This window comes from Agrobacterium genomosp. 2 str. CFBP 5494 (assembly GCF_900013495.1).
GTDB classification, from domain to species: domain Bacteria; phylum Pseudomonadota; class Alphaproteobacteria; order Rhizobiales; family Rhizobiaceae; genus Agrobacterium; species Agrobacterium pusense.
The window spans coordinates 2,123,805-2,145,066 of the sequence record NZ_LT009718.1 but is presented as its reverse complement, the minus strand read 5'-3'; the positions used below and the strand labels follow the sequence as shown (position 1 = coordinate 2,145,066).

General features: G+C 59.3%; 25 protein-coding genes. 15 read left to right on the top strand and 10 right to left on the bottom strand.

What is annotated here, in order from left to right:
- The first annotated feature begins 144 nt into the window (after window positions 1-144).
- Window positions 145-306 (top strand): entericidin A/B family lipoprotein, encoded by a 162-nt coding sequence (locus AGR2A_RS10630; protein ID WP_004442283.1) that lies wholly within the window; start codon window positions 145-147, stop codon window positions 304-306.
- A gap of 109 nt (window positions 307-415) precedes the next feature.
- Window positions 416-1,180: a phosphodiester glycosidase family protein gene (locus tag AGR2A_RS10625; RefSeq protein WP_072494456.1), complete on the top strand. Its 765-nt coding sequence runs from the start codon at window positions 416-418 to the stop codon at window positions 1,178-1,180.
- Between the two features lie 9 nt (window positions 1,181-1,189).
- On the opposite strand, the gene AGR2A_RS10620 is transcribed toward AGR2A_RS10625, so the two are convergent.
- The gene (locus AGR2A_RS10620) at window positions 1,190-1,537 is read right to left on the bottom strand and encodes a hypothetical protein (protein WP_004442278.1); all 348 of its coding nucleotides are present in this window, start codon (window positions 1,535-1,537) and stop codon (window positions 1,190-1,192) included.
- A 650-nt stretch (window positions 1,538-2,187) separates the two neighbouring features.
- On the opposite strand from AGR2A_RS10620, the gene AGR2A_RS10610 reads away from it, so the two are divergent.
- The gene (locus AGR2A_RS10610; RefSeq protein WP_037092522.1) at window positions 2,188-3,591 is read left to right on the top strand and encodes an L-serine ammonia-lyase; all 1,404 of its coding nucleotides are present in this window, start codon (window positions 2,188-2,190) and stop codon (window positions 3,589-3,591) included.
- Between the two features lie 65 nt (window positions 3,592-3,656).
- A complete protein-coding gene (locus AGR2A_RS10605) occupies window positions 3,657-4,091 on the top strand; it encodes a DUF1489 family protein (protein WP_072494455.1) in 435 nt (144 codons plus the stop codon).
- A gap of 72 nt (window positions 4,092-4,163) precedes the next feature.
- On the opposite strand, the gene AGR2A_RS10600 is transcribed toward AGR2A_RS10605, so the two are convergent.
- Complete coding sequence (locus AGR2A_RS10600; protein ID WP_004442271.1) at window positions 4,164-4,769, bottom strand: transglutaminase-like cysteine peptidase; 606 nt, start codon at window positions 4,767-4,769, stop codon at window positions 4,164-4,166.
- 245 nt (window positions 4,770-5,014) lie between these two features.
- Here AGR2A_RS10600 and AGR2A_RS28990 point away from each other — a divergent pair, with 245 nt between their 5' ends.
- Window positions 5,015-5,275, top strand: a complete 261-nt coding sequence (locus AGR2A_RS28990) for a hypothetical protein (protein WP_139786365.1) — start codon at window positions 5,015-5,017, stop codon at window positions 5,273-5,275.
- Between the two features lie 195 nt (window positions 5,276-5,470).
- On the opposite strand, the gene AGR2A_RS10595 is transcribed toward AGR2A_RS28990, so the two are convergent.
- Together AGR2A_RS10595 and AGR2A_RS10590 are read right to left on the bottom strand one after the other, a co-directional pair.
- Window positions 5,471-6,088 carry a PilZ domain-containing protein gene (locus AGR2A_RS10595; RefSeq protein WP_022556297.1) on the bottom strand — a complete coding sequence of 206 codons (618 nt, stop codon included), beginning with the start codon at window positions 6,086-6,088 and terminating at the stop codon, window positions 5,471-5,473.
- A gap of 172 nt (window positions 6,089-6,260) precedes the next feature.
- Window positions 6,261-6,815, bottom strand: coding sequence for a PAS domain-containing protein (locus AGR2A_RS10590; protein ID WP_004442267.1), 555 nt, complete (start codon window positions 6,813-6,815; stop codon window positions 6,261-6,263).
- A 353-nt stretch (window positions 6,816-7,168) separates the two neighbouring features.
- Between AGR2A_RS10590 and AGR2A_RS10585 the strand changes: the two genes are divergently transcribed.
- On the top strand, window positions 7,169-7,906 hold the full coding sequence (locus AGR2A_RS10585; protein ID WP_004442265.1) for a rhomboid family intramembrane serine protease: 738 nt from the start codon (window positions 7,169-7,171) through the stop codon (window positions 7,904-7,906).
- Window positions 7,907-8,060: 154 nt separating this feature from the next.
- Window positions 8,061-8,495, top strand: coding sequence for a CBS domain-containing protein (locus AGR2A_RS10580; RefSeq protein WP_006698832.1), 435 nt, complete (start codon window positions 8,061-8,063; stop codon window positions 8,493-8,495).
- 144 nt (window positions 8,496-8,639) lie between these two features.
- On the opposite strand, the gene AGR2A_RS10575 is transcribed toward AGR2A_RS10580, so the two are convergent.
- The 3 genes from AGR2A_RS10575 to folE all read right to left on the bottom strand — a co-directional run bounded on the left by AGR2A_RS10575 (window position 8,640) and on the right by folE (window position 10,873).
- Window positions 8,640-9,572 carry a patatin-like phospholipase family protein gene (locus tag AGR2A_RS10575; RefSeq protein WP_004442259.1) on the bottom strand — a complete coding sequence of 311 codons (933 nt, stop codon included), beginning with the start codon at window positions 9,570-9,572 and terminating at the stop codon, window positions 8,640-8,642.
- A 94-nt stretch (window positions 9,573-9,666) separates the two neighbouring features.
- Window positions 9,667-10,119, bottom strand: coding sequence for a phosphoribosyl-AMP cyclohydrolase (gene hisI, locus AGR2A_RS10570; protein WP_006698834.1), 453 nt, complete (start codon window positions 10,117-10,119; stop codon window positions 9,667-9,669).
- A gap of 127 nt (window positions 10,120-10,246) precedes the next feature.
- On the bottom strand, window positions 10,247-10,873 hold the full coding sequence (folE, locus tag AGR2A_RS10565) for a GTP cyclohydrolase I FolE (RefSeq protein ID WP_003495569.1): 627 nt from the start codon (window positions 10,871-10,873) through the stop codon (window positions 10,247-10,249).
- A gap of 281 nt (window positions 10,874-11,154) precedes the next feature.
- Between folE and AGR2A_RS10560 the strand changes: the two genes are divergently transcribed.
- The 4 genes from AGR2A_RS10560 (at window position 11,155) to thrS (ending at window position 14,614) form a co-directional block, all read left to right on the top strand.
- The gene (locus AGR2A_RS10560; RefSeq protein WP_072494929.1) at window positions 11,155-11,601 is read left to right on the top strand and encodes an iron-sulfur cluster assembly scaffold protein; all 447 of its coding nucleotides are present in this window, start codon (window positions 11,155-11,157) and stop codon (window positions 11,599-11,601) included.
- Between the two features lie 3 nt (window positions 11,602-11,604).
- Window positions 11,605-11,964, top strand: coding sequence for a membrane protein insertion efficiency factor YidD (gene yidD / locus AGR2A_RS10555; protein ID WP_072494454.1), 360 nt, complete (start codon window positions 11,605-11,607; stop codon window positions 11,962-11,964).
- Entirely contained in the window at window positions 11,961-12,485 is a 525-nt protein-coding gene (locus tag AGR2A_RS10550) for a DUF1697 domain-containing protein (protein WP_004442236.1), read from the top strand. Before yidD ends, AGR2A_RS10550 begins: the two co-directional genes overlap by 4 nt.
- Before the next feature lie 125 nt (window positions 12,486-12,610).
- On the top strand, window positions 12,611-14,614 hold the full coding sequence (gene thrS / locus AGR2A_RS10545; protein WP_004442234.1) for a threonine--tRNA ligase: 2,004 nt from the start codon (window positions 12,611-12,613) through the stop codon (window positions 14,612-14,614).
- Window positions 14,615-14,828: 214 nt separating this feature from the next.
- Here thrS and AGR2A_RS10540 read toward each other — a convergent pair whose 3' ends face one another.
- Window positions 14,829-15,809, bottom strand: coding sequence for a hypothetical protein (locus AGR2A_RS10540; RefSeq protein WP_035210729.1), 981 nt, complete (start codon window positions 15,807-15,809; stop codon window positions 14,829-14,831).
- A gap of 110 nt (window positions 15,810-15,919) precedes the next feature.
- Between AGR2A_RS10540 and AGR2A_RS10535 the strand changes: the two genes are divergently transcribed.
- The 3 genes from AGR2A_RS10535 (at window position 15,920) to AGR2A_RS10525 (ending at window position 18,378) form a co-directional block, all read left to right on the top strand.
- Window positions 15,920-16,501, top strand: a complete 582-nt coding sequence (locus AGR2A_RS10535; RefSeq protein WP_072494453.1) for a nitroreductase family protein — start codon at window positions 15,920-15,922, stop codon at window positions 16,499-16,501.
- Window positions 16,501-17,112, top strand: a complete 612-nt coding sequence (locus AGR2A_RS10530) for a flavin reductase family protein (RefSeq protein ID WP_004442227.1) — start codon at window positions 16,501-16,503, stop codon at window positions 17,110-17,112. Before AGR2A_RS10535 ends, AGR2A_RS10530 begins: the two co-directional genes overlap by 1 nt.
- Before the next feature lie 111 nt (window positions 17,113-17,223).
- Window positions 17,224-18,378 (top strand): DUF2336 domain-containing protein, encoded by a 1,155-nt coding sequence (locus AGR2A_RS10525; RefSeq protein WP_072494452.1) that lies wholly within the window; start codon window positions 17,224-17,226, stop codon window positions 18,376-18,378.
- 205 nt (window positions 18,379-18,583) lie between these two features.
- On the opposite strand, the gene AGR2A_RS10520 is transcribed toward AGR2A_RS10525, so the two are convergent.
- The gene (locus AGR2A_RS10520; RefSeq protein ID WP_004442223.1) at window positions 18,584-19,003 is read right to left on the bottom strand and encodes a hypothetical protein; all 420 of its coding nucleotides are present in this window, start codon (window positions 19,001-19,003) and stop codon (window positions 18,584-18,586) included.
- 107 nt (window positions 19,004-19,110) lie between these two features.
- Between AGR2A_RS10520 and AGR2A_RS10515 the strand changes: the two genes are divergently transcribed.
- On the top strand, window positions 19,111-19,566 hold the full coding sequence (locus tag AGR2A_RS10515; protein ID WP_022556287.1) for a GNAT family N-acetyltransferase: 456 nt from the start codon (window positions 19,111-19,113) through the stop codon (window positions 19,564-19,566).
- 363 nt (window positions 19,567-19,929) lie between these two features.
- Here the strand turns inward: AGR2A_RS10515 and AGR2A_RS10510 are convergent, their stop codons facing one another.
- Entirely contained in the window at window positions 19,930-21,162 is a 1,233-nt protein-coding gene (locus AGR2A_RS10510; protein WP_006698841.1) for an AI-2E family transporter, read from the bottom strand.
- Between the last annotated feature and the right edge of the window lie 100 nt (window positions 21,163-21,262).

Sequence of the window (21,262 nt, the reverse complement as noted above, 5' to 3'; positions counted from 1 at the left end):
CTCGCGAAGCTCAAAACCATGTTAATTTTCATCGACAGGATTTTTTGAAACGCCGCTGGAACCGAATTTTGGAACTCACGTTATTGTGACGCATATCACATCGGCGCTTGCCTCGGACGGCAAGTCATAGGGGAGTAGTTTCAAATGATCACACGCATTCTTTCGACCGTTTTCGTGGCTCTGCTGACCGTCGTGACGCTCAGCTCTTGCGGCAACACCATTCGCGGCATGGGCCGGGATACGGCGAACGCCGTGGATGCGACCCAGGATGCCGGCCGCAGCGTCGACCGCGCCGCCCGTCGCTGACGACATCTCCCCTTCTGAAAGTCCGGCGTCTCCCTGAAGCCAGGGTGACGCCTTTTCTTTGACCGAATTTCCCTGCGAATGTTCCCCTGAAGAGAATCACGGGGTGGGCATGAACAGATCGATGAAAAGACTGGCGAAGCTGCTGTTGCCGTTGCTGCTGCCATTTGCGGCCGAAGCGGACGGGCAGGTGGATTTCTGCAGAATCGTGGATCATGCGGGCGGCCGCTATACCGTCTGCAGTTTCGATCCGGCGAAAAGCACCATCCGGATTTACGACCGCGACCATGTCTCAGGACAGGGATATCGATCTTTCGCCGATCTATCCTCCGCGCTCTGGCGTCAGCACATGTTCAGTGTCTTCGCCATGAATGGCGGCATGTATCATTCCGATTATTCCCCGGTCGGGCTGTTTATCGAAAACGGCGTGGAACGTTCGCCACTCAGCACCCGCGGTGGCTGGGGCAATTTCCATCTTCTTCCGAATGGCGTGTTTTACCTGAAGGATCACAAGGCGGGCGTGCTGGCGACCGAAGCCTATCTGACGGCCGACCCGAAGCCCGATTTTGCCACCCAGTCCGGGCCGATGCTTGTTATCGACGGCGGACTGCATCCGCGTTTTCTGCCCGACAGCGACAGCTTGAAGCGCCGCAACGGCGTCGGAGTCTCTCGCGATGGCATGGTACATTTTGCCATTTCGGACAATACCGTGCGCTTTTACGATTTCGCCACGCTGTTCAGGGATGTGCTGGATTCACCGAATGCGCTCTATCTCGACGGCACCATTTCCAGCGTCGATATTCCCGCGATGAAGAGGCGAGATTCACTGTTCCCCATGGGGCCGATCATCGCCGTGGTCGACAGGGTGCCGGATTAGTCGAGCCGATCAGATCGGCGCCTTGGGATAGGCTTTTTCAAGGCCGGCGGAAGCCGTCAGCCCCTTGCGGAAGGCGAGATAAGCAGGATGCTGGCTTGCCTTCGCAATTTCCGCGAGGCGGATTTGCAGGCGGGCAGGGGCGTGGCCACCCAGCCATTCACCGGTGGCTTCAAGCTTCAGGCTATTAAGAAAACGGGCGCCGGCCTGCTGGTCGAGATAAAGGTTAAGGCCTGCCAGCAGGTTCTCGTCCTGCAGCGCGTTCTCCATCAGCAACGACACCCAGGCCTTATCCTCACTCGCAAGCGAGGTCAGTTTCGAAGCAACAGTTTCACGGTCGGGGAAAGAGGATGTCTGCATGTGGGACTCGCATCGTTGCTGTTTGACCATGGTCGATAAAGCAGCGGTCGCAGCCATTCAAGATGGGTTTCAGCGGAAGAATTGCGACCGCAACGTGCCCGCGTCCGCCGTTTTCAACAGGTGTTTGTATGAAACCTTTAAAAAACGGTTACACTTTAGCCTAAATTGCGGCGAGGCCAGAAATGGCACTGATTTCAGGATCGCGCTAACGCTTTGTTTTTTAACATACCTATGCAAGGCGCGAATGGCAGCCCGTCGAAAACGCCTTCATTTAGCCGCTTTTTGCATTTGCCTTCCGCGCCGGATTTTAATAAATGCTTCCTCCACGGGCCGGGTCTTGAAGATCCCCCGGAGAGTGAATAGCTGGAGTAATCATGGAAGAAACCGCTCAGAAATCCTGCTGGGGCGTCACGTTGCGCGCACTCGCAGGCTTTGCCGCTTTTCTCGCATTGACGTACATTTTTGGCAGCCCATAAGCATCTCTCCTGATTGACGGGTTTTGAAACGGCGCGGTTTTCCTCTGGAAACCGTGCTGTTTTCGTTTCCGGTAGGCCCATGTCGCAGCTGCAAAAGCCGGTGCCGCTCTTTTGTGGCGATAAGTTCCAGCTTTGGATATGATGTGACGGAATCCATTACGCAGGAAAAACTCAATGTTTCTTTCGGTCTTTGACGTCTTCAAGATCGGTATCGGTCCTTCCAGTTCGCATACGATGGGACCGATGACGGCGGCCAACCGCTTTCTGGCGCTGATCCTCAGCGACGAGTGGCCGCGCCCCGCCGGTGCCGCCGTTGCGCGCCTGAAGGTCAGCCTGCACGGGTCTCTCGCCTTCACCGGCATTGGTCATGGCACCGGCCGGGCAGTCATTCTCGGCCTGACCGGCGAGCGGCCGGACCTTGTCGATCCCGACGCGATGGACGCCATCATAGAGGCGGTGGAGAAGGCCGGTACGGTTACGCCGCCCGGCCATCCGACCTACGAGTTCAGGACGGCCGAAGATCTCGTCTTCGACAAGAAGAACCCGCTGCCGGGCCATGCGAACGGCATGACCTTCTCCGCTTTCGATAACCAGGGCAGGCTGCTGGTCAAGCGCATCTATTATTCCGTCGGCGGTGGCTTTGTCGTCACCGACACGGAACTGGAGGCGATCAAGCAGCGCGGCAAGACCATCGATAACGGCCCGCGCGTGCCCTATCCTTTCGCCACGGCGAAGGAAATGCTGGAAATGGCCGCGCGGTCCGGCCGCACCATCGCCCAGATGAAACGGGCGAACGAGGAGACGGTTGTTTCGCGCGAAGAGCTGAATGAACGGCTGGACCAGATTTGGGACGCGATGAACGGATGTATCGAGCGCGGGCTGAAGGTGGACGGCATCATGCCCGGCGGCCTCAAGGTGCGTCGCCGTGCCCGTTCGATCTATGAAAAACTGAATGCGGAATGGCGTAGCAACCGGTTGAATCCCGTCATGGCGAATGACTGGTTGAGCGTCTATGCCATGGCCGTGAACGAAGAAAACGCGGCCGGCGGCCGTGTCGTCACCGCGCCCACCAATGGCGCTGCGGGCGTGGTGCCGGCGACAGTGCGGTATTTCCGGCATTTCCATGAGGATGCCACCGTCGACGACGTGCGGGACTTTCTCCTCACGGCGGCAGCGATTGGCGGCATCATCAAGCATAACGCGTCGATTTCCGGCGCGGAGGTGGGCTGTCAGGGGGAAGTGGGATCGGCTGCGGCCATGGCGGCGGCAGGTCTTGCGGCGGTGATGGGCGGATCGCCCGAGCAGATCGAGAATGCGGCGGAAATCGCGCTCGAACATCATCTCGGCATGACCTGCGACCCGATCGCTGGATTGGTGCAGGTGCCCTGCATCGAACGCAACGCACTGGGCGCGGTCAAGGCGGTCACGGCGGCGTCGCTGGCGCTGAAAGGCGACGGTCAGCACTTCGTGCCGCTGGATGCCTGTATCGAAACCATGCGCCAGACCGGCAACGACATGAGCGAGAAATACAAGGAAACCTCAACCGGCGGCCTTGCCGTCAACGTTGTGGAGTGTTGAGCGGGCTGGACGCCCGGCATGTCCGGCATGCTTGACGCCCGCCGCAAAAAGGCATTGATAGAGACATGCCTCTACATCTCATCAAACTTTGCGTCGGCGCGGATTCACTCCAGGACCTGAGGGATTGGGTCGCACAGCGCTCGCTCACCACCATGGCTGCGGGCCTTGAGCCGCACAGCGTCCACACCACCCGCATGATCCCCAAACGGGTAGAGGAACTGCTTGAAGGCGGCTCACTCTACTGGGTCATCAAGGGGCAAGTGCAGGCTCGACAGAAGCTGCTCGATATCCGTTCTTTCAAGGGAGACGACGGTATTTCGCGCTGCGATCTCGTTCTCGGACCCGAGGTGATCGAGACCTCACCTGCGCCGAAGCGGCCGTTTCAGGGCTGGCGCTACCTGAAGGATGACGAGGCGCCGCGCGATCTCGGGGGTGGAGGCGGCGGCGAGGACATGCCTTCCGATCTCAGGCGCGAACTGGCCGAACTTGGTCTGCTCTGACGCATGATGGATGAAAATGAAAAAGCCGGCACCTTTTGGTGGCCGGCTTTTTTATTTGGGGAGACGGGTTGGTTAGTTGATGCCGCCGACTGCATTGGTGGCGCGGCCATCCTGAATTTTCACCCAGCGACCCGGGTTGGCGGTGTCCTGACGCTTCAGATAGGTATATTCGGTTTCCGACCAGTTCATGACCTTGTTGCGCATGTTGTCGAGAACGAAGTCGCCACGGTCGGTGCGAACGGTCAGAACGGCATGGCCTTCGCCATTCGGCTGCAGAACGACGGTGATCAGCAGGTTGGAGGCGGAGAAACCCTTGTTCATCAGCATCTTGCGCTTCAACAATACGAAATCTTCGCAATCGCCGACGGTGGTAGGATAGGCCCAGCGTTCTTCGACGCCGTAGATTTCCATGTCCGTCATCGGCGTGATCGTGGTGTTGACGGTGTAGTTGACGTCAAGCATCGTCTTCCAGCGCTCTTCCGTCAGCTTCATCGGGCCATTGTCCAGCGAAGTCGGCTGGCACTCGCTCTGATAGGTCTGGCAGAATTCATAATGACCGATCGGTGGATTGGCCTTGCCGATGACGCGCATGACGGCTGCCGGCGATGCGCTGGCCTGTTGTGCGAAGGCGCCGACGATGAACGCGATCAGGATGAAAACGATACGGTTGTTGTTCATTGCTTGTCTCCCCGTGTTGAGGAGACATTCGCAGGTATTTTTTGACCCGGCGGAAATTTGCGTGGCGCAATTTGAGCTTAAATTTCAGCAAATTAGCGGATGTTTTGAACTGTATTTGAAGTGTTTTTTACACGTGTTTGAAGCAAATTTTATTAGAATTTTACGCATTCCGGCCTTAGGTTTTTGGTAGCCATTTATGCCGCTGTATCGACAGCGATTTTTCGTTCGCAGGTGTTTTCATACCCATGTTCATCGCCGTAGCGGAAGCAGGCGATGTAGGGGATTTCCCGTTTTGGGATAGGTGTTCCTTGCTGGCGCGCGTCGAAAAAGCGCCGAAAAAAACTTCAAAAAAACTGCTTTTTTCTCGAAAAAAGTTCGGACGGCGTGTTGCAGGCTATGTCTGTGACCCGGTCGTGCCGCAAATTACCAAGGTGAGCGTTCCTGTCGGGACGTTGTTTGGGCGACAGGTCGAAAGCGGCAAACTGCGTCCGCGGACTTGTTTTTGAACGGGATATCCGCGTCGCGAACACACGCCGACCGGATTTTCGGGCAGGGACGAGGGGGCGAGGCTGCGGTAAAGGTGCGTTGAAAAAGCCGCCCGGTCCCGACTGCCCATCACGGTGCGATGGACTGACTGCAGCCTTGTCCGCTGCCTGACTTCACGCTTTGCGGGGAATGGCGTCGGGCCGTGCGGGGCCTTTTTAAAGAAACTCGATCAATGCGTCGGGTGACTGGACACGATCGAATTCAACGGCGACGCCTTCCATGAAGTGACGCACGATCTTGCCACTCATGTTTTTGCCGAGCTGGACGCGGCTTCCGAGCGGCGGCCGGTGTTCGATCTCGATTGCTGCGCCCGAGAGCGACAGGTCGATCAGGCGGCAGGCGACGAGCATGCCGTCTTCGAGAACCAGCTGCGCCCTGGCATTGCGCGGGGTCAGGCGGTCGTGGCGACGGTCTTCCGGCAGGCCCAGCAACTGACGCTTGGCGATCCATGCGAGCTGGGCGGCGAGCTTTTCGCGTTTGCGCTCCGGCGCATTGATGGCGATGAGGAAACCGGATGCCGTCAGCGACGTCACCGTGCCTTCGATCCGGCCGATATGCTGGAGATAGGCGATGACGCGATCGCCATTGCGGGCGACACCCGGGCAGGTGAATTGCGCTCTCTCGGCGGTCATCTCGGTGGCGGTGCAATCATATTCTTCGTGATCGGGCAACATGAGGCGGCCATTGAAGGACACACGCACGGCGTCGTCGAGGCGAACTTCCTCAACCGGGCGCAGAATTTGGGCGGTGTTGACCGAACGGGACGAAAACATGGGCAGCGCAAATTGTAATGAATGATGATCGTCCGTTTCTACCCTGTGCGAGTTAACAGACTGTATTGCCTAATCTCTACAATTTTTCTAATCGACCAAATCGTTACGTTTCGTTGCCCCGCGCTCCGTGCGGCCATGGGCTTTCAGCATCGCTTCGTCGATCCTGGACGCCTCAGCATCTACCCGTTCGTAATGCGGCTGCGGCATTGGCCGAATATCCGGCCGGGGTGATGTCCATACGCAGCAGCCGGCTGCTTTTCATCGACAGACAGTGTATCGGCACCATCAATGTGTGGTGCCGTGGCTGCTGTGGAAGCAGCGCGCCGAGGAGCCGCGGGGCGACACCTGCTTCCGTGCGCAGTGGCAGCAGCAGCATTTCGAACGCCAGGGGTTCATCGCCGTAGCCGTCGTCAGCATCGATGTCGAAGACCACGGGCAATTGATGTTGCAGGATGCCGAGCGCCACGCGACAGGGAAAGGACGCGCCGGCCGCCGGCCAGAGTTCTGAAAACGGGCGGTCCCGCAATTCGCGGCCGAACAGGTCGCAAAGACGGGTGCCGGCAAGACGGAAGAAGGGTGTTTCCTCTCCTTTGTCTGTCAGGATGAAAAGGTCGCCGAGATGAGTCTTGAGCTTCGAGGGTTCAATGTCCTCGCGGCGTGGAGCGGCGCTCTTGCCGCGCAATTCATCCCAATAGGCGTATATCTCCAGTCCGGCCATGCTCTTCATAGCATCTCTCCATGTTCGTTTTTGGGACATCATGTCCATCCGAACGTCTGTATCTGGAGGTGTAGCGATTTTCGTGCCAACTGGATTTGTTAAGGTTAACAAAGGGTTGATATTGCCTGACGGCATTTGTCGTGGCATCGGTGCGGCCCTGTCGGGGAAAGCTCCTTCAGCACAATTTAATGGCGCTGCCCGTTCTTTTACGGTGGGCCTGCAAGCCGGACCGTTTTTGGCCTGGCGCCTTTACCGGTTACGGTTCCGGCGTCGCGCGCTTCGAAGGCGGGACGGCTTTTTTTTCTTTCAGGCTTCCTATATTGCTCGGGAAACGCAAAATTCGACCAAGACAGGGATGAACCATGTCCTACGAGGACGGCGAACAGCCGCCGGTTTCGGAAACGCCGGAGCCGAAAGACGATGCGAACAATCCCGTCTTCAATCTGCCATCGCTGCTGGTGGGCATCCTGGTCGCGCTGATCGTTGCTTATGTCGTTCCCGCCTATCTTCTGTCGGAGGAAGGCAATGGCTGGTTCATCTTCACCTTCGGCTTCATTCCGCTGCGTTATGCGGTGCCGTTTTCCCAGCAGGGGCTGGAATGGCTGTGGACGCCGGTGACCTATTCTTTCCTGCATGGCGGTATCGAGCATATCCTCTTTAACGGATTGTGGCTGATGGCCTTCGGCGCGCCGGTTCTGCGCCGGATCGGAACAGTGCGTTTCGTGCTGTTATGGTGCATTTCCGCCGCCGTTTCGGCCTTTGGTCACGCGGTTCTGAACTGGGGGGACGTGACGGTGCTGATCGGAGCGTCCGGTGTCGTTTCGGCGCTGATGGGAGCGGCCTGCCGGTTCGCCTTTCCGGCGCGGGGCGGATATAGCGCGTCTTTCGGCCATCTGATGCCGCGGCAGAGCATTCTTGCGGCGCTCTCCAACCGTACGGTGCTGATCTTCACGCTGATGTGGCTGTTCGGCAATGTGCTGATTGCGGTCGGCGTGCCGCTGTTCGGCGATGTCGGCGGTCAGATCGCCTGGGATGCCCATGTTTTCGGGTTTCTGCTCGGCTTCCTGTTCTTCGGCCTTTTCGATCGCCCGTTACGCTAGGCCGATCACGCTCCTTGTCGGGCGTGGCGCAAATTTGCTTTCGGGCGTCCCATCCGGGATTGCATTCACGCGGGCCTCAGCGCACCATACCTCATGATTTGTAACCGCCGGGGGAGACTGCGGCACTGCGGATCGCTGCAAAGAGGAGGAAGGCATGCCAACATTCGTAAAGGATCTTCTCGACCGCAAGGGCCGGGACGTCGTGACTGTCAATCCTGAGGTCAGCATCGGTGAGGCCGCGGCCACGCTGCACGCACATAAGATCGGTTCCGTCGTCGTGACCGATGGCGATGGTGTCGTTCTCGGCATCTTCACGGAACGCGATCTCGTAAAGGCCGTGGCGGGCCAGGGTGCCGCTTCTCTCCAGCAATCCGTTTCAGTGGCCATGACCAAAAATGTCATCCGCTGTCACCACGATTCCACCACCGATGAGCTGATGGAAATCATGACGGGCGGGCGCTTCAGGCATGTGCCGGTCGAAGAGAATGGCCGTCTTGCCGGCATCATCTCCATCGGCGACGTGGTGAAGGCGCGGATCGGCGAAATCGAGGCCGAAGCGGAGCATATCAAGGCTTATATTGCCGGGTGAATTAGTGTCCTCTCCCTCATTCCTGTGCTCGTCACAGGAATCTAGTCAGCCCAAGTCCTTGGGCTGATGGGAGTTCCTACCGCCACGCAGACGCGCATCAGCTGGATTCCCGTGACAGGCACAGGAATGAGGGAGCTTCTCGCCTCACCGCCGGAACGCCTGCTGCATGCGCTCCAGTTCCGGAATGCGTGCGCGCGTTTCCTGATATCCCCGGTCGATGGCTTCACTGGCGCGATGGAATTCCGACAGTCCGATATCGTTGATGCGGGGATGAAGCATCAGATCGGGCGGATCACCTGCAAGACGCGAGCGCGAAATCCTGTCCTGAATGATGTTGAAGGCCTGCACCATGACGCCCGGCAGGCCGGGGCGCGGCGCGCTGTCGTGCGGTGCGCCGCCGGGAGGTGCAGCGGCGTGCTTGACGACGGCGGAGCGGCCGAAGAGATCGTAATTGAGGTTTACAGCCACGACCAGCGCCTGCTCATAGGCCCGGCAGACCGAAACCGGCACGGGATTGACGAGGGCGCCATCGATGAGGGTGCGGCCGTTGCATTGCACGGGTTCGAAGATGCCGGGCAGCGCATAGGATGAACGCAAGGCGGTCACGAGATCACCCTGATGAATCCAGACTTCATGACCCGTGCGCAACTCCGTCGCGACGGCGATGAAGGGATGATCGAGGCTTTCGACGCGCAGCCCTTCCAGATGCTCCTGCATGCGTTTTGTGAGCCGCATTCCGCCGAAGAGCCCGCCGCCGCCGATCGTGAGATCCAGCAGGCCGGCAATGCGGCGCATCGTTAGCGAACGGGCGAATTCCTCAAGCTCATCGAGCTTGCCGGCGAGATAACATCCGCCAACCAGCGCGCCGATCGAAGTGCCGGCGATCATGCCGATCTTGACGCCCGCTTCATCGAGGGCCCGCAGGACACCGATATGGGCCCAGCCGCGGGCTGCGCCACCGCCAAGCGCGAGCGCTATCCGGTGTTTATCGACGATCTGTGTAACGGGCGGTTCATTGCCGATGACGTCGGTATTACCCGCCGCAAGGTGGTTCTGACGATTTCCCCATCCCAACATGACCGCACTCCCTGCCAGTTCTTCGGGTTCCGCCCTTGGCCCCGGAACCCGCTATATTGGTAGCAAATTGGTGCGGCCGATGGAAGGCGGCGGTTTATGTGCCTGAATAGGTTGTCGCCGGATCGAAATGGCGCGTATCGTCGGTGATTTTCGTCACCGCCTGGCCATCAGCCAGTTCGACCGTGCGGTAGAAGCAGGAGCGGCGGCCGGTGTGGCAGGTGGCGTCGTGGCCGGCGACCGAGACCTTCAGCCACACGGCGTCCTGGTCGCAATCGGTGCGGAATTCCTTCACGGTCTGCAGGTTGCCCGACGTTTCGCCCTTCTTCCAGATCTTGTCGCGCGAACGGCTGTAATAGTGGGCGATGCCGGTCTCAAGCGTCAGCGACAGGGCCTGTGCATTCATATGGGCGACCATCAGCAGTTCGCCATCGCGCGCGTCGGTGACTACGGCAGTGACGAGGCCGTGGGCGTCGAATTTCGGCGAAAAGAGACCTGCGTTTTCAAGCGCTTCCTTGTCCGCGGGCGCGGACGGAAAGGGAATGGACATGGCAACCTCGGAAAATCATCTGGCGGAACGATGAGAGGGGCGGATGAAACGGAAGAGCGCCCGCCACTCTGAATTTTCTTGCGCATCGGATTTTCCGAAAGCCGCATTACGGCTTTCGGGCCGGTGCTTAACGGTTCCGCACCATGGTCATGAAGCGCACCTGTTCGGCCGGGTCGTTCTTGAACGTGCCGGTAAAGGAGGTGGTGAGGGTGGTCGACCCCTGCTTGTTGACGCCGCGCATGGACATGCACATATGTTCGGCATCGATCATGACGGCCACGCCGCGCGGTTTCAGGGTTTCCTCAATCGATCTTGCGATCTGCGCGGTCATGTTTTCCTGCGTCTGCAGGCGGCGGCCGAAGATTTCGACAACGCGGGCGATCTTCGACAGGCCAAGCACGCGACCGGCCGGAAGATAGGCGACATGCGCCTTGCCGACGATCGGCACCATATGGTGTTCGCAATGGGAGAAGAACGGAATGTCGCGCACCAGCACCACATCGTCATAACCGCCGACTTCCTCGAAGGTCGTGCCGAGCACGTCCTGAACATTCAGCTCGTAACCGGCAAAAAGCTCGCGATAGGCCTTGGCGACGCGCTTCGGCGTATCCAGAAGTCCTTCGCGGGCGGGATTTTCTCCAGCCCAGCGCAAGAGAACGCGCACTGCTTCTTCCGCTTCGGCCTGGCTCGGGCGAGCTTCGGCCACGTCGGGTTTTGCGCCAGCGCCGGGGAAATTCTTCACGATCGCATCCATTCCGTCTCTCCCGATGCGGGTAAAGGCCGCACCTGAATTCGTTTTACATCACGAACCCATGTTCGCAGTTGCTGCTATCTGGTTGTTTTATAGCATTTTGGCAAGGCCGATGCTGTTTTTTCGGTATCGGAGCCGTTAATTTGATCACGGCTTGATGTCCAGAAAGCTCGTTAGCATATAATGAGAATGAAGGGCAGGAAAGCTTCACTGCGACAAACGCTGTGTTAGAAAAATTTGACCTGTCCTGTTTTGGGCATTCTTGAGCGCGCCGGGCACCAATGATGGACGATATCTACAATAATCGCATTCTGGACTTTGCCGGGAATATCCCGCTCATCGGCGTTCTTGAGGATGCTGACGCCAGCGCCGATAAACACTCCCGGCTGTGCGGTTCGAAGCTGAAGGTCTATCTGAAAGTCGAAGACGGTATCGTAACGGCGTTTTCGCACGAGGTTCGTGCCTGTGCGCTCGGCCAGGCCTCCGCCTCCATCATGGCACACCACATCGTCGGGGCCTCCAGCGGCGAAGTCCGGCAGGCGCGGGAAGACATGCTTGCCATGTTGAAACAGGGCGGCGATGGCCCGACGGGCCGTTTCGAGGATATGCGCGTTCTGTCACCAGTCAGGGATTTCAAGGCCCGCCACGCCTCCACCATGCTGACCTTCGAAGCCGTGGTCGATGCGCTCGACCAGATCGAAGGGCGCCAGGCTCTCGACGCCGCGGGTTAGGCAATGTGCGGCGAACCGGGCTGCCGGCACCAGCAGGCCGAGGTGAAAGCCGGGCGATCACGTAACTGGACCGGCAGCTTTGCCAGGACGCCAGGACGGCTTTTCGGTGTCGGCTTTATCAGGCTTTATCAATTGACGCTTTCCGGCTTCATCGGAAACTCCTGCCGCCATATCCCCACCTGTTCGGAATATGGCTACGAGGCGATCGCCCGCCACGGGCTTTGGGCCGGCGGCTGGATGACGCTGTTTCGTGTGGCGCGCTGCGGACCGGGCGGCACAAGCGGTCTGGATCCGGTGCCGGAAGTAATTGATGGAAGCAGGCGCTGGTGGATGCCGTGGCGCTACTGGAGCCGACATCGATGAATGACTATGTGGCCCTGCTGCACAGCATCGTTCTCGGCGCGGGCAAGCGGCTTGTCATGGCCGATCTCAGGGCCTTGGCGGAAGAGCTGGGATTTACCGACTGCAGGACGCTTGTCGCGACCGGAAATCTTGTTTTTCGCGCTGAAGCGGCACCTGTCCGCGAGATAGAGGACAGGCTGGAGCGCGCCTTCGAAGATCGCTTCGGCAAACATGTCGATATTCTCGTTCGTTCCGGCGGCGACTGGCTGAAGCTGGCGGCGGACAATCCCTTCGCCAAGGGCAATCCGCCGGATGTCTGCGTGCGGGTGATGCGTGAACCGCTTGGCGAAGGTATCCTTGGATTTCTCGATAAGTATCGCCGACAGGAGACGATCGCCGTGATCGGCGGTGACTTGTGGATCGATTTCAAGGGCAAACCGAGCGAGAGCAGGCTGCTGTCTGCGCTGACCACAAGAAGGCTCGGTATCGGCACGACCCGCAACGCCAACACGGTCAATGGTCTCGCGGAAATGCTTCGCTGAGCGGCCTTGACCTTTGACTGCAATGGCAAAAGCCTTTATCAGCCTGCGTGCCCGCCTGTCGCGGGCAAATCATTATTCCAACACCACCCGCATTCGTTGGCGGGACTGGACAGGAGCACTAAACGATGTCTGAAGCCGTTTCCCTTACATTTCCCGATGGTTCCGTCCGCAGCTACGCCCCCGGCACGACCGGCCGCGAGGTTGCCGAATCCATCTCCAAATCGCTCGCCAAGAAAGCCGTCGCCATAACGCTTGATGGCACCCTGCGCGATTTGTCCGACACCATCACCGATGGCAAGATCGAGATCGTCACGCGCGAAGACAAGCGTGCACTTGAGCTCATCCGCCACGATGCCGCCCACGTCATGGCCGAGGCCGTGCAGGAACTGTGGCCCGGCACGCAGGTGACGATCGGCCCTGTTATCGAGAACGGCTTTTATTACGACTTCGCCAAGAACGAGCCCTTCACGCCGGAAGATCTGCCGAAGATCGAAAAGCGCATGAAGGAAATCATTCAGCGCAACAAGCCGTTTACCCGTGAAGTCTGGTCGCGTGAAAAGGCCAAGGAAGTCTTCGCCGCCAAGGGCGAGAATTACAAGGTCGAGCTGGTCGATGCGATTCCGGAAGGTCAGGACCTGAAGATCTATTATCAGGGCGACTGGTTCGATCTTTGCCGTGGCCCGCATATGGCTTCCACCGGCCAGATCGGCACTGCCTTCAAACTGATGAAGGTGGCCGGCGCCTATTGGCGCGGCGACAGCAACAATGCAATGCTGTCACGCATATATGGCACCGCCTGGGCGACGCAGGAGGAGCTCGATAATTACCTTCACGTTCTGGCCGAAGCCGAAAAACGCGACCACCGCCGTCTCGGCCGCGAAATGGACCTGTTCCATTTCCAGGAAGAAGGTCCGGGCGTCGTGTTCTGGCACGGCAAGGGCTGGCGCATGTTCCAGACGCTGACGGCCTATATGCGCCGGCGGCTCGCCAACACCTATCAGGAAGTCAACGCGCCGCAGGTGCTCGACAAGTCGCTATGGGAAACCTCCGGTCACTGGGGCTGGTATCAGGAAAACATGTTCGCGGTGAAATCCGCCCATGCCTTTACCCATCCCGATGACGAGGAAGCCGATCAGCGCGTCTTTGCGCTCAAGCCGATGAACTGCCCCGGTCACGTGCAGATTTTCAAGCATGGCTTGAAGTCTTACCGCGAAATGCCGGTTCGTCTTGCTGAATTCGGCAATGTGCACCGTTATGAAGCGTCCGGCGCTTTGCACGGCCTGATGCGTGTTCGTGGCTTCACGCAGGATGATGCGCATGTCTTCTGCACGGAAGAGCAGATGGCGGCGGAATGCCTGCGGATCAACGATCTGATCCTTTCCGTCTACGAAGATTTCGGCTTCAGCGAAATTGTCGTCAAGCTCTCCACGCGCCCGGAAAAGCGCGTTGGTTCCGACGATCTGTGGGATCGCGCCGAAAGCGTGATGATGGAGGTTCTGAAGACCATCGAGGAACAGTCGGAGGGACGCATCAAGACCGGCATCCTGCCGGGTGAGGGTGCCTTCTACGGACCGAAGTTCGAATATACCCTGAAGGACGCCATCGGCCGCGAATGGCAGTGCGGCACGACGCAGGTGGACTTCAACCTGCCTGAGCGTTTCGGCGCCTTCTATATCGACCAGAACTCGGAAAAGACGCAGCCGGTGATGATCCATCGCGCCATATGCGGCTCGATGGAGCGCTTCCTGGGTATCCTGATCGAGAACTTCGCCGGTCACATGCCGCTATGGTTCGCACCGCTCCAGGTCGTGGTCGCGACGATCACCTCTGATGCGGATGATTATGGTCGTGAGGTTGCGGAAGCGCTGCGCGAAGCGGGCATGGCGGTCGAGACCGACTTCCGCAACGAAAAGATCAACTACAAGATCCGCGAGCACTCGGTGACCAAGGTTCCTGTCATCATCGTCTGCGGCCGCAAGGAAGCGGAAGAGCGCACCGTCAACATCCGCCGTCTCGGCTCGCAGAACCAGACATCGATGTCGCTTGAGGAGGCAATCACCAGCCTCGTGGACGAAGCGACGCCGCCGGATGTGAAGCGCAAGCTTGCGGCGAAGAAGCAGGTTGCCTAATATCAGTTACGGCCCCTTCGGGGGCCGTTTTGTTTGTGGGGATGTGCGGGTAATTTCACTGCCAAAGGCGACGCATTCACCTCCGTCATCCCGGACTAGATCCGGGGCCCAGCAGGATGAAGTCCTTGATCGCGAAAGACTCTCTTCACGACGCAGACGCGTCGTCGCTGGATGCCGGATCAAGTCCGGCATGACGGATGGATGTGGGTGACGCCTACTCGAAATCCCCGGACATCTCTTCCGGCGCCTGATCCTTCATCAGCACTTCCACATCCGAATCCCGGCCGGCGGTTACCTTGAAGTTGCGCTGGTAGACCTTGTCCTTGTTGCGGGCGATGGCGGTATATTCGCCTTCGGCCAGCACCATGGTCGAAAAGGCGCTGACGCTTTCATTGACAACGTCACCGCCGCCGTTCAGCACCGACCAGGCCGTATCGGCAATGGCTTCGCCGCCCGCTTCGGATACCAGCTTGAGGGTGATCTGTGCCGCCCGGTGCTGAAGGGTCGCTTCGGTAAGCTTGCCGGCTTCCACCTGGATATCGGCGCGCACGGAGGCGTTGGCGTTACCGTATTGGGAAACGACGTGATATGTGCCGGCATTGAGGCGCACGATGGTGTTCGGTTTAATGTCTTCCATAACCAGCCCGCGTTCGCCATCCGGACGGGCGTCGGAGGAATAGATAGAGAATTTCAGCTGGTTGGCGGAAATCTGCTTGTCGGATCCTGCAACGGCGTTCAGCACGAAACCACCGGCATCGAGAATGAGCACCTGTTTCTGGACGCTGCCGGAGGCAGGCACGTTGAGCTTCTTGGTGACACCTGCGCGGCCGAAAGCGACGTTGACGAAATATTCGCCCGGCACCAGATGGAATTCCGCCGAGCCGCCCTCTGAGCTTGCCAGCATCGGCAATTTACCGTCGGTGCCGGGGATGGGGCTGAATACGCGCCAGGACAGGCCTTCCTTCACCGCTTCGCCTTCGCCGGTCAGCTTGGCTTCCATGACTATGTCGCGGGCGGTGCTAGTCGGCGCGTTGGGGGCGGAGGGAGCGGTGAAAGCATTGAGTTTCGGCATTTTCGGCGTGCCGCCGAGTTGCTTGAAGTCCTTGAAGGCGTCCTGCGAAAAAGCAGCTTGCGATAACAGGCCAAGCGCGGCACATGCAATGGTCAGACGCGCCGCGATTTTGATTGCCGACATTTTCGATACCGATTGACTTCTTGATTTTCCCGGATCACTTCAAAACCAATGCCGTGGCTATTTCAAGGCCCATGTTTTTGCGATGACAGTAGAATGGAAGATTATTGATCATGACAAGTGATATCAAGCTCCTCGATTACCTCAGGGTTCGCCGTTCCACGCCGGCCCTGCAACTTGCCGAGCCGGGACCTTCGAAGGCGGAAATTGAAGATATCCTGCGGCTCGCCGTGCGCGTGCCTGACCATGGTAAGCTTGCGCCGTGGCGTTTCGTGGTTTTCCGCGGCGAGGAGCGCGTCCGTCTCGGTGAAACGGCGCTTCGGATCGCACTCGAAAAGAACCCGGACCTCGACCTGCAGCAGCAGGAAGCCGAGCGCACCCGCTTCACCCGCGCACCCGTCGTCATTGCCGTCATCAGCACTGCAAAGCCGCATTTCAAGATTCCGGAGTGGGAACAGATCATGTCGGCCGGCGCGGTGTGCCTCAATCTCATCTTCGCAGCCAATGCCAGCGGTTTCGCAGCGAACTGGCTGACGGAATGGCTCGCTTTCGATCCGGCCTTTCTCGCGGAAATCGACGTCGATGCGGCGGAGAAGGTCGCCGGGTTCATTCATATCGGTTCGACGACATTCCCGCCGGTGGAACGGCCTCGGCCGGAGCTTGCCGATGTCGTCACCTGGGTTGGGGACGTCTGATGTTCTACACCACGGACACCAACCAGCACGGCCTGCCGCATGATCCGTTCAAGGCCATCGTCGCGCCGCGCCCGATCGGCTGGATCGGCTCGAAGGGCAGGGAAGGTTCTCTCAACCTCTCGCCCTACTCCTTCTTCAACGCGATTTCGGACCGGCCGAAGCTCGTGATGTTCTCCTCCAGCGGCAGGAAGGACAGTCTGCGCAATGTCGAGGAGACCGGCGTCTTTACCGCCAATCTCGTCAGCCGCCATCTGGTAGACCGGATGAATGCGTCTTCTGCACCCGTCGCTTATGATGTCGATGAATTCGCCCTTGCCGGTCTTACCGCTGTCGATGGCCGCGTGGTGGATGCGCCTTTTGTGGGTGAGGCACTGGCGGTTCTCGAATGCCGGGTAACCCAGATTCAGCAGCTCAGGGACATTGACGGCGAGCCAGCCGATTCCTGGATGGTCATCGGTCAGGTCATGGCGATCCACATCGATGAAACGATCATTCACGATGGGCGCATCGACATGGGACTTGCCCGTCCCGTGGCGCGCATGGGCTATATGGATTACTGCGATGGCGGCAGCGATGTATTCCAGCTGCAGCGCCCCTCTACTGCGCCGTAAATATAGGCCTTCTTCGGCGAGGGTTAATTTTTATGGTGAACCAAACGTAAACCATTTGCGCCTAGAGTTTTATACATGGTGGCGGCGATGATGCCGCCATCCATTGTATGAATGTGTTTCGAGGCTCAGGTGATCGTACAGGCATTTCTTCGCTGGTCTGAAAAGGCTGGATCGACCGAGCGGGCGAATGCCGCCAATGCTCTCGGCCGTGCCTATCTGCATTCCGGCATGGCGCGCGAAAACCGCGATGCCGCCTATATGGCGATGACCTATCTTCTCGACGATCCTTCGCCGCGCGTGCGGCTGGCGCTTGCCGAAGCGCTTGCGGACGCCCATGATGCGCCGCGCGCCATTATCGTTTCCCTTGCTGAAGACCAGCCGGAAATCGCCTGCACGGTAATCGCCCGTTCGCCGGTTCTGGCCGAGGCCGATCTGGTCGATCTGGCGGGGCGTGGAGAAAGCTTGACCCGCGCACTCATCGCCGCCAGGCCCGGCCTGCCGCGCGGGGTCTGCGCCGCACTTGCGGAAGTTGGCGACCTGCCCGAAACCACCATCCTGCTAGAAAATGACGGAGCCTTCATCACACCGTTTTCGCTCCGGCGCATCGCCGAACGTCACGGTTGCGACGCCGATATCCGTGATCTCCTGCTCCGCCGCGAGGCCTTGCCTGCCGATGCGCGTCATCTGCTCGTGGGCCGCGTGAGCGAGGCTCTTGCGGATTCCGCGCTGGTTCATGCACTGATCACGCGCAACCGCGCCGACAGTCTTTTCCGCGAAGCGGAAGATTCCGCCACCATCCTGATCGCATCGAGCGTTTCCTCGCCGGAACTGCCGGCACTGGTGGAGCATCTGCGCCAGAGGCTGGAGCTGACGCCCGCATTGCTCATCCATGCCGTCTGTTCGGGCCGGCTTGAGTTCTTCACGGCGGCCATGGTCAATCTCTCCGGTCTTGATGACCGCAAGGTGCGCGCCATTCTGGCCACGGGCCGGCCGCATGCGCTGAAGGCGCTGTTCCAGTCCATTGGTCTGTCGGGCGACGTCGTTGACGTCTTCATCGAAGCGACGCTGATGTGGCGCCGTGCCGCCCGCTCGCAGCTTCCTGAGGCGGCCGCCTCCGTCTCCGCCGAACTGCTGTCGCATTTCCGTGACGTGAGCGGTTCCGAAACGCTGTTCGAACTGTTGCACGCGGTGCGCAAGCTGAGCATTGCGGAAGAACGGCAGAAGGCGAGATATTATGCGCAGGCGCTGGCGGTGGAGGCGGCGTAAGGTCGGGTTAATTTCGGCTGATACAAATCATATGAGTATCATAATTTTCCCAGAGGGGGCATCCTCTCATCCTCATCCCTGTGCTCGTCACAGGGATCCTTCCAGCCCAAGTCCTTGGGCTGGAAGGACTCTCTCCGCCGCGGAGACGCGCGTCGCTGGATTCCTGTGACAAGCACAGGAATGAGGGAAGATCGGTTGCCCGCAATCACTTATCGAACCGTTTGGCAATCCATGAATAGCTGTTTTCGACCATCCTCACAGGCGTTCCAAGGAAGTGCTTTATGCCTTCGGTGGAAGGAAGGACGCGGCTGACGCGGCCGATCGCCTGTTTGGTGAGACTTTCCTCTTCTTTCGGCGTCACTTCCGCCGTGGCCTGCTGGGCATCGGCCGGTGCTGGAGTGCCGGACTGCGTGCCGGCCGTTTGCGGGCTCTGTTCACCCGGTGTCTGGCACACGGCCACGACCACCGGATAGGACGCGTTCGCAAAACGCTCCAGCTCCTTTTCCGACACAGCGTCGCACAGTTCGATGCTCGTCCACCGCTGTTGCGAGGTGGCGAGGTAATGGCAATCGGTGGCGCTGTCGTCGCAACCGAGAAAGGTCATGAGAACGAGGGCTGTTTTCATGGTGTGTGTTGCCTCTGTCGGGAATTATGCTCTAGAAACTCATCTATCCCGATTGCAGTGACATTACGACGAAATACGCATTTTTTTGAGAGAAGGCAGGCATCGCATTGGCCATCGAAATCAAGCTTGAGACACCCCGGCAGGACGCGGTTCTGCGCCTCATCGACCTTTCCAATGCCTATATGGCGTCGCTTTACCCCGCAGAAAGCAATCATCTGGTCGATATCGGCGCGCTTGAGAAGGATAATGTCTCTTTTTTCGTGGTGCGGCAGGGTAGCCGCGTGGTCGGCTGCGGGGCGCTGGTGGAAGCGGGCGATGGCACGGCTGAGGTCAAGCGCATGTTCGTCGATCCGGAGGCGCGGGGTCTGCGCATCGGCAAGCTGATCATGGATACGCTCATCGCGCGTGGTGAGGAGCTTGGCCTTTCTGCCATTCGTCTCGAAACCGGCATCAGCCAGCCGGAGGCGATAGGGCTTTACCGCAAGGCGGGTTTCGTGGAGATCGAGGCTTTTGCGCCCTATAAGCCTGATCCGCTCAGCCTCTTCATGGAGAAGGTGCTTTAAGTCGGCGGTACAGGTTCGCGGCCGCTTTGCGGTGTCCAAAACGAAGGAATCCACGCGACATGAAACGCAGCGCGAGCGACGGATCGCGCCAAACACCCAACGTCATCCTCGGTGTGTCACGAGGATCTGCATCCGAGTGATTTATCTGACGTGAGGATGACGGCGATGGTGCATTTCCCGCTCTCCATCCGTTTCAGACCTGAATGAAAACTTAGAACTAAGAATGATCGCAACGTGCCGAGGATCAGGTCCCGTACCGGAGAAGCGATAGTTGCGGATGCGCAACGAGGCCGAGCATGGGCGGATGCGAGGTTCGCGGATATCTGTCGTTACCGGAGCTGCGGCGTCCGGCGCAGGCCTCAATCAGAAAGCGGCCTTCCGAAACGCCGTCGTTTCCTCGCTATTGTCCTCGAGCACGGCGACCTCGTCCAGGGCGTCACCCTGCGCAGGAGGCGGTGTCGGAGCTTCGGCGGCCGCGGAAAGTTCGACCTCACGAACCCATTCGCGCCAGATCGCAACCAGAAGCGCCATCAGCACCGGGCCGATGAAGAGGCCGAGGAAACCCATGGTCTTGACGCCGCCGACGAGGCCGAAAAACGTCGGCAGGAATGGCAGCTTGATGGGCCCGCCGACGAGTTTCGGGCGGATGGTCTTGTCAACGATGAAGAGTTCCACCGAACCCCAGACAAACAGGGCCAACCCGTGGGCGGGCGAGCCGCTGGCGACCAGATAGATGGACACCAGCGTGAAGGACAGAGGCGCACCGCCCGGAATGAGGGCCATGACGCCTGTCAGCACGCCGAGCGTGACGGGCGAGGGGACACCGGCGATCCAGTAGGCGATGCCGAGGATGATGCCTTCGCCGATGGCGATCAGCGTCATGCCGGTGACCGTGGAGCTGATGGTGGCGGGCACGACGCGGGAAATGCGTTCCCACCGCGTCGGCAGGATACGCTCACCGACCAGATCGACCTGACGGGTGAAACCGGCCCCGTTACGATAGACGAAGAACAGCGCGATCAGCATGAACAGCAACGTCAGCACCAGATGGAACGCGCCATTGCCGGCGGCGAGGATCGCCCTGTAGATATTGCCGATATTGGCGCCGCTGACGAGCTGGATCACCTCACCGATGGCGCCCGGCGTGCCGATATATTTCACCCATTGTTCGCCAAGCCATGGGCCGACGGCGGGAAGGGCGGCGATCCAGTCCGGCACGGGGGCGCCGGTCTTGTTGACATGCACTGCCCAGCCGAACCATTCGCGGATTTCGCTGGCCGTGTAGGAAGCGGCGATGAAGATCGGGACGACAAGGAAGGCGAGGATGAGAATGATGGCGATGGTGGCGCCGAGCGTGGTGTTGCCGCCCACCTGCCGAAGAAGCCGTGTATAGACCGGCCAGCTGGCGAAACCGATGACGAGGGCGGCGAGAACCGGAACCAGGAAGCCGTGGAAGAAGTAGATGCCGGCCAGGGCAACGAGAACGAGCAGCCAGCGTGCAGCCGAAATGGGCGGGATCAGGGCGATCCGCGTCGGGCTGGCCGGACCAAGCCATCTCGGTTCGCCACTCTGCTTACGGCTGTCATTCTTACTCACGGCAGGCTCTTTCTCGCATTCTCCCCGAAGGGTGCATTCACTCTGTCACACCGATACATATAAGTGCAATATAATCGGATCACATTACCGTTGTGTGTTT

Excerpts from the sequence above, each read along its gene's own strand:
- AGR2A_RS10630 (WP_004442283.1), top strand. The coding sequence starts at position 145 with ATGATCACACGCATTCTTTCGACCGTTTTCGTGGCTCTGCTGACCGTC.
- AGR2A_RS10625 (WP_072494456.1), top strand. The coding sequence starts at position 416 with ATGAACAGATCGATGAAAAGACTGGCGAAGCTGCTGTTGCCGTTGCTG.
- AGR2A_RS10620 (WP_004442278.1), bottom strand. The coding sequence starts at position 1,537 with ATGCAGACATCCTCTTTCCCCGACCGTGAAACTGTTGCTTCGAAACTG.
- AGR2A_RS10610 (WP_037092522.1), top strand. The coding sequence starts at position 2,188 with ATGTTTCTTTCGGTCTTTGACGTCTTCAAGATCGGTATCGGTCCTTCC.
- AGR2A_RS10605 (WP_072494455.1), top strand. The coding sequence starts at position 3,657 with ATGCCTCTACATCTCATCAAACTTTGCGTCGGCGCGGATTCACTCCAG.
- AGR2A_RS10600 (WP_004442271.1), bottom strand. The coding sequence starts at position 4,769 with ATGAACAACAACCGTATCGTTTTCATCCTGATCGCGTTCATCGTCGGC.
- AGR2A_RS28990 (WP_139786365.1), top strand. The coding sequence starts at position 5,015 with ATGTTCATCGCCGTAGCGGAAGCAGGCGATGTAGGGGATTTCCCGTTT.
- AGR2A_RS10595 (WP_022556297.1), bottom strand. The coding sequence starts at position 6,088 with ATGTTTTCGTCCCGTTCGGTCAACACCGCCCAAATTCTGCGCCCGGTT.
- AGR2A_RS10590 (WP_004442267.1), bottom strand. The coding sequence starts at position 6,815 with ATGAAGAGCATGGCCGGACTGGAGATATACGCCTATTGGGATGAATTG.
- AGR2A_RS10585 (WP_004442265.1), top strand. The coding sequence starts at position 7,169 with ATGTCCTACGAGGACGGCGAACAGCCGCCGGTTTCGGAAACGCCGGAG.
- AGR2A_RS10580 (WP_006698832.1), top strand. The coding sequence starts at position 8,061 with ATGCCAACATTCGTAAAGGATCTTCTCGACCGCAAGGGCCGGGACGTC.
- AGR2A_RS10575 (WP_004442259.1), bottom strand. The coding sequence starts at position 9,572 with ATGTTGGGATGGGGAAATCGTCAGAACCACCTTGCGGCGGGTAATACC.
- hisI (WP_006698834.1), bottom strand. The coding sequence starts at position 10,119 with ATGTCCATTCCCTTTCCGTCCGCGCCCGCGGACAAGGAAGCGCTTGAA.
- folE (WP_003495569.1), bottom strand. The coding sequence starts at position 10,873 with ATGGATGCGATCGTGAAGAATTTCCCCGGCGCTGGCGCAAAACCCGAC.
- AGR2A_RS10560 (WP_072494929.1), top strand. The coding sequence starts at position 11,155 with ATGGACGATATCTACAATAATCGCATTCTGGACTTTGCCGGGAATATC.
- yidD (WP_072494454.1), top strand. The coding sequence starts at position 11,605 with ATGTGCGGCGAACCGGGCTGCCGGCACCAGCAGGCCGAGGTGAAAGCC.
- AGR2A_RS10550 (WP_004442236.1), top strand. The coding sequence starts at position 11,961 with ATGAATGACTATGTGGCCCTGCTGCACAGCATCGTTCTCGGCGCGGGC.
- thrS (WP_004442234.1), top strand. The coding sequence starts at position 12,611 with ATGTCTGAAGCCGTTTCCCTTACATTTCCCGATGGTTCCGTCCGCAGC.
- AGR2A_RS10540 (WP_035210729.1), bottom strand. The coding sequence starts at position 15,809 with ATGTCGGCAATCAAAATCGCGGCGCGTCTGACCATTGCATGTGCCGCG.
- AGR2A_RS10535 (WP_072494453.1), top strand. The coding sequence starts at position 15,920 with ATGACAAGTGATATCAAGCTCCTCGATTACCTCAGGGTTCGCCGTTCC.
- AGR2A_RS10530 (WP_004442227.1), top strand. The coding sequence starts at position 16,501 with ATGTTCTACACCACGGACACCAACCAGCACGGCCTGCCGCATGATCCG.
- AGR2A_RS10525 (WP_072494452.1), top strand. The coding sequence starts at position 17,224 with ATGTGTTTCGAGGCTCAGGTGATCGTACAGGCATTTCTTCGCTGGTCT.
- AGR2A_RS10520 (WP_004442223.1), bottom strand. The coding sequence starts at position 19,003 with ATGAAAACAGCCCTCGTTCTCATGACCTTTCTCGGTTGCGACGACAGC.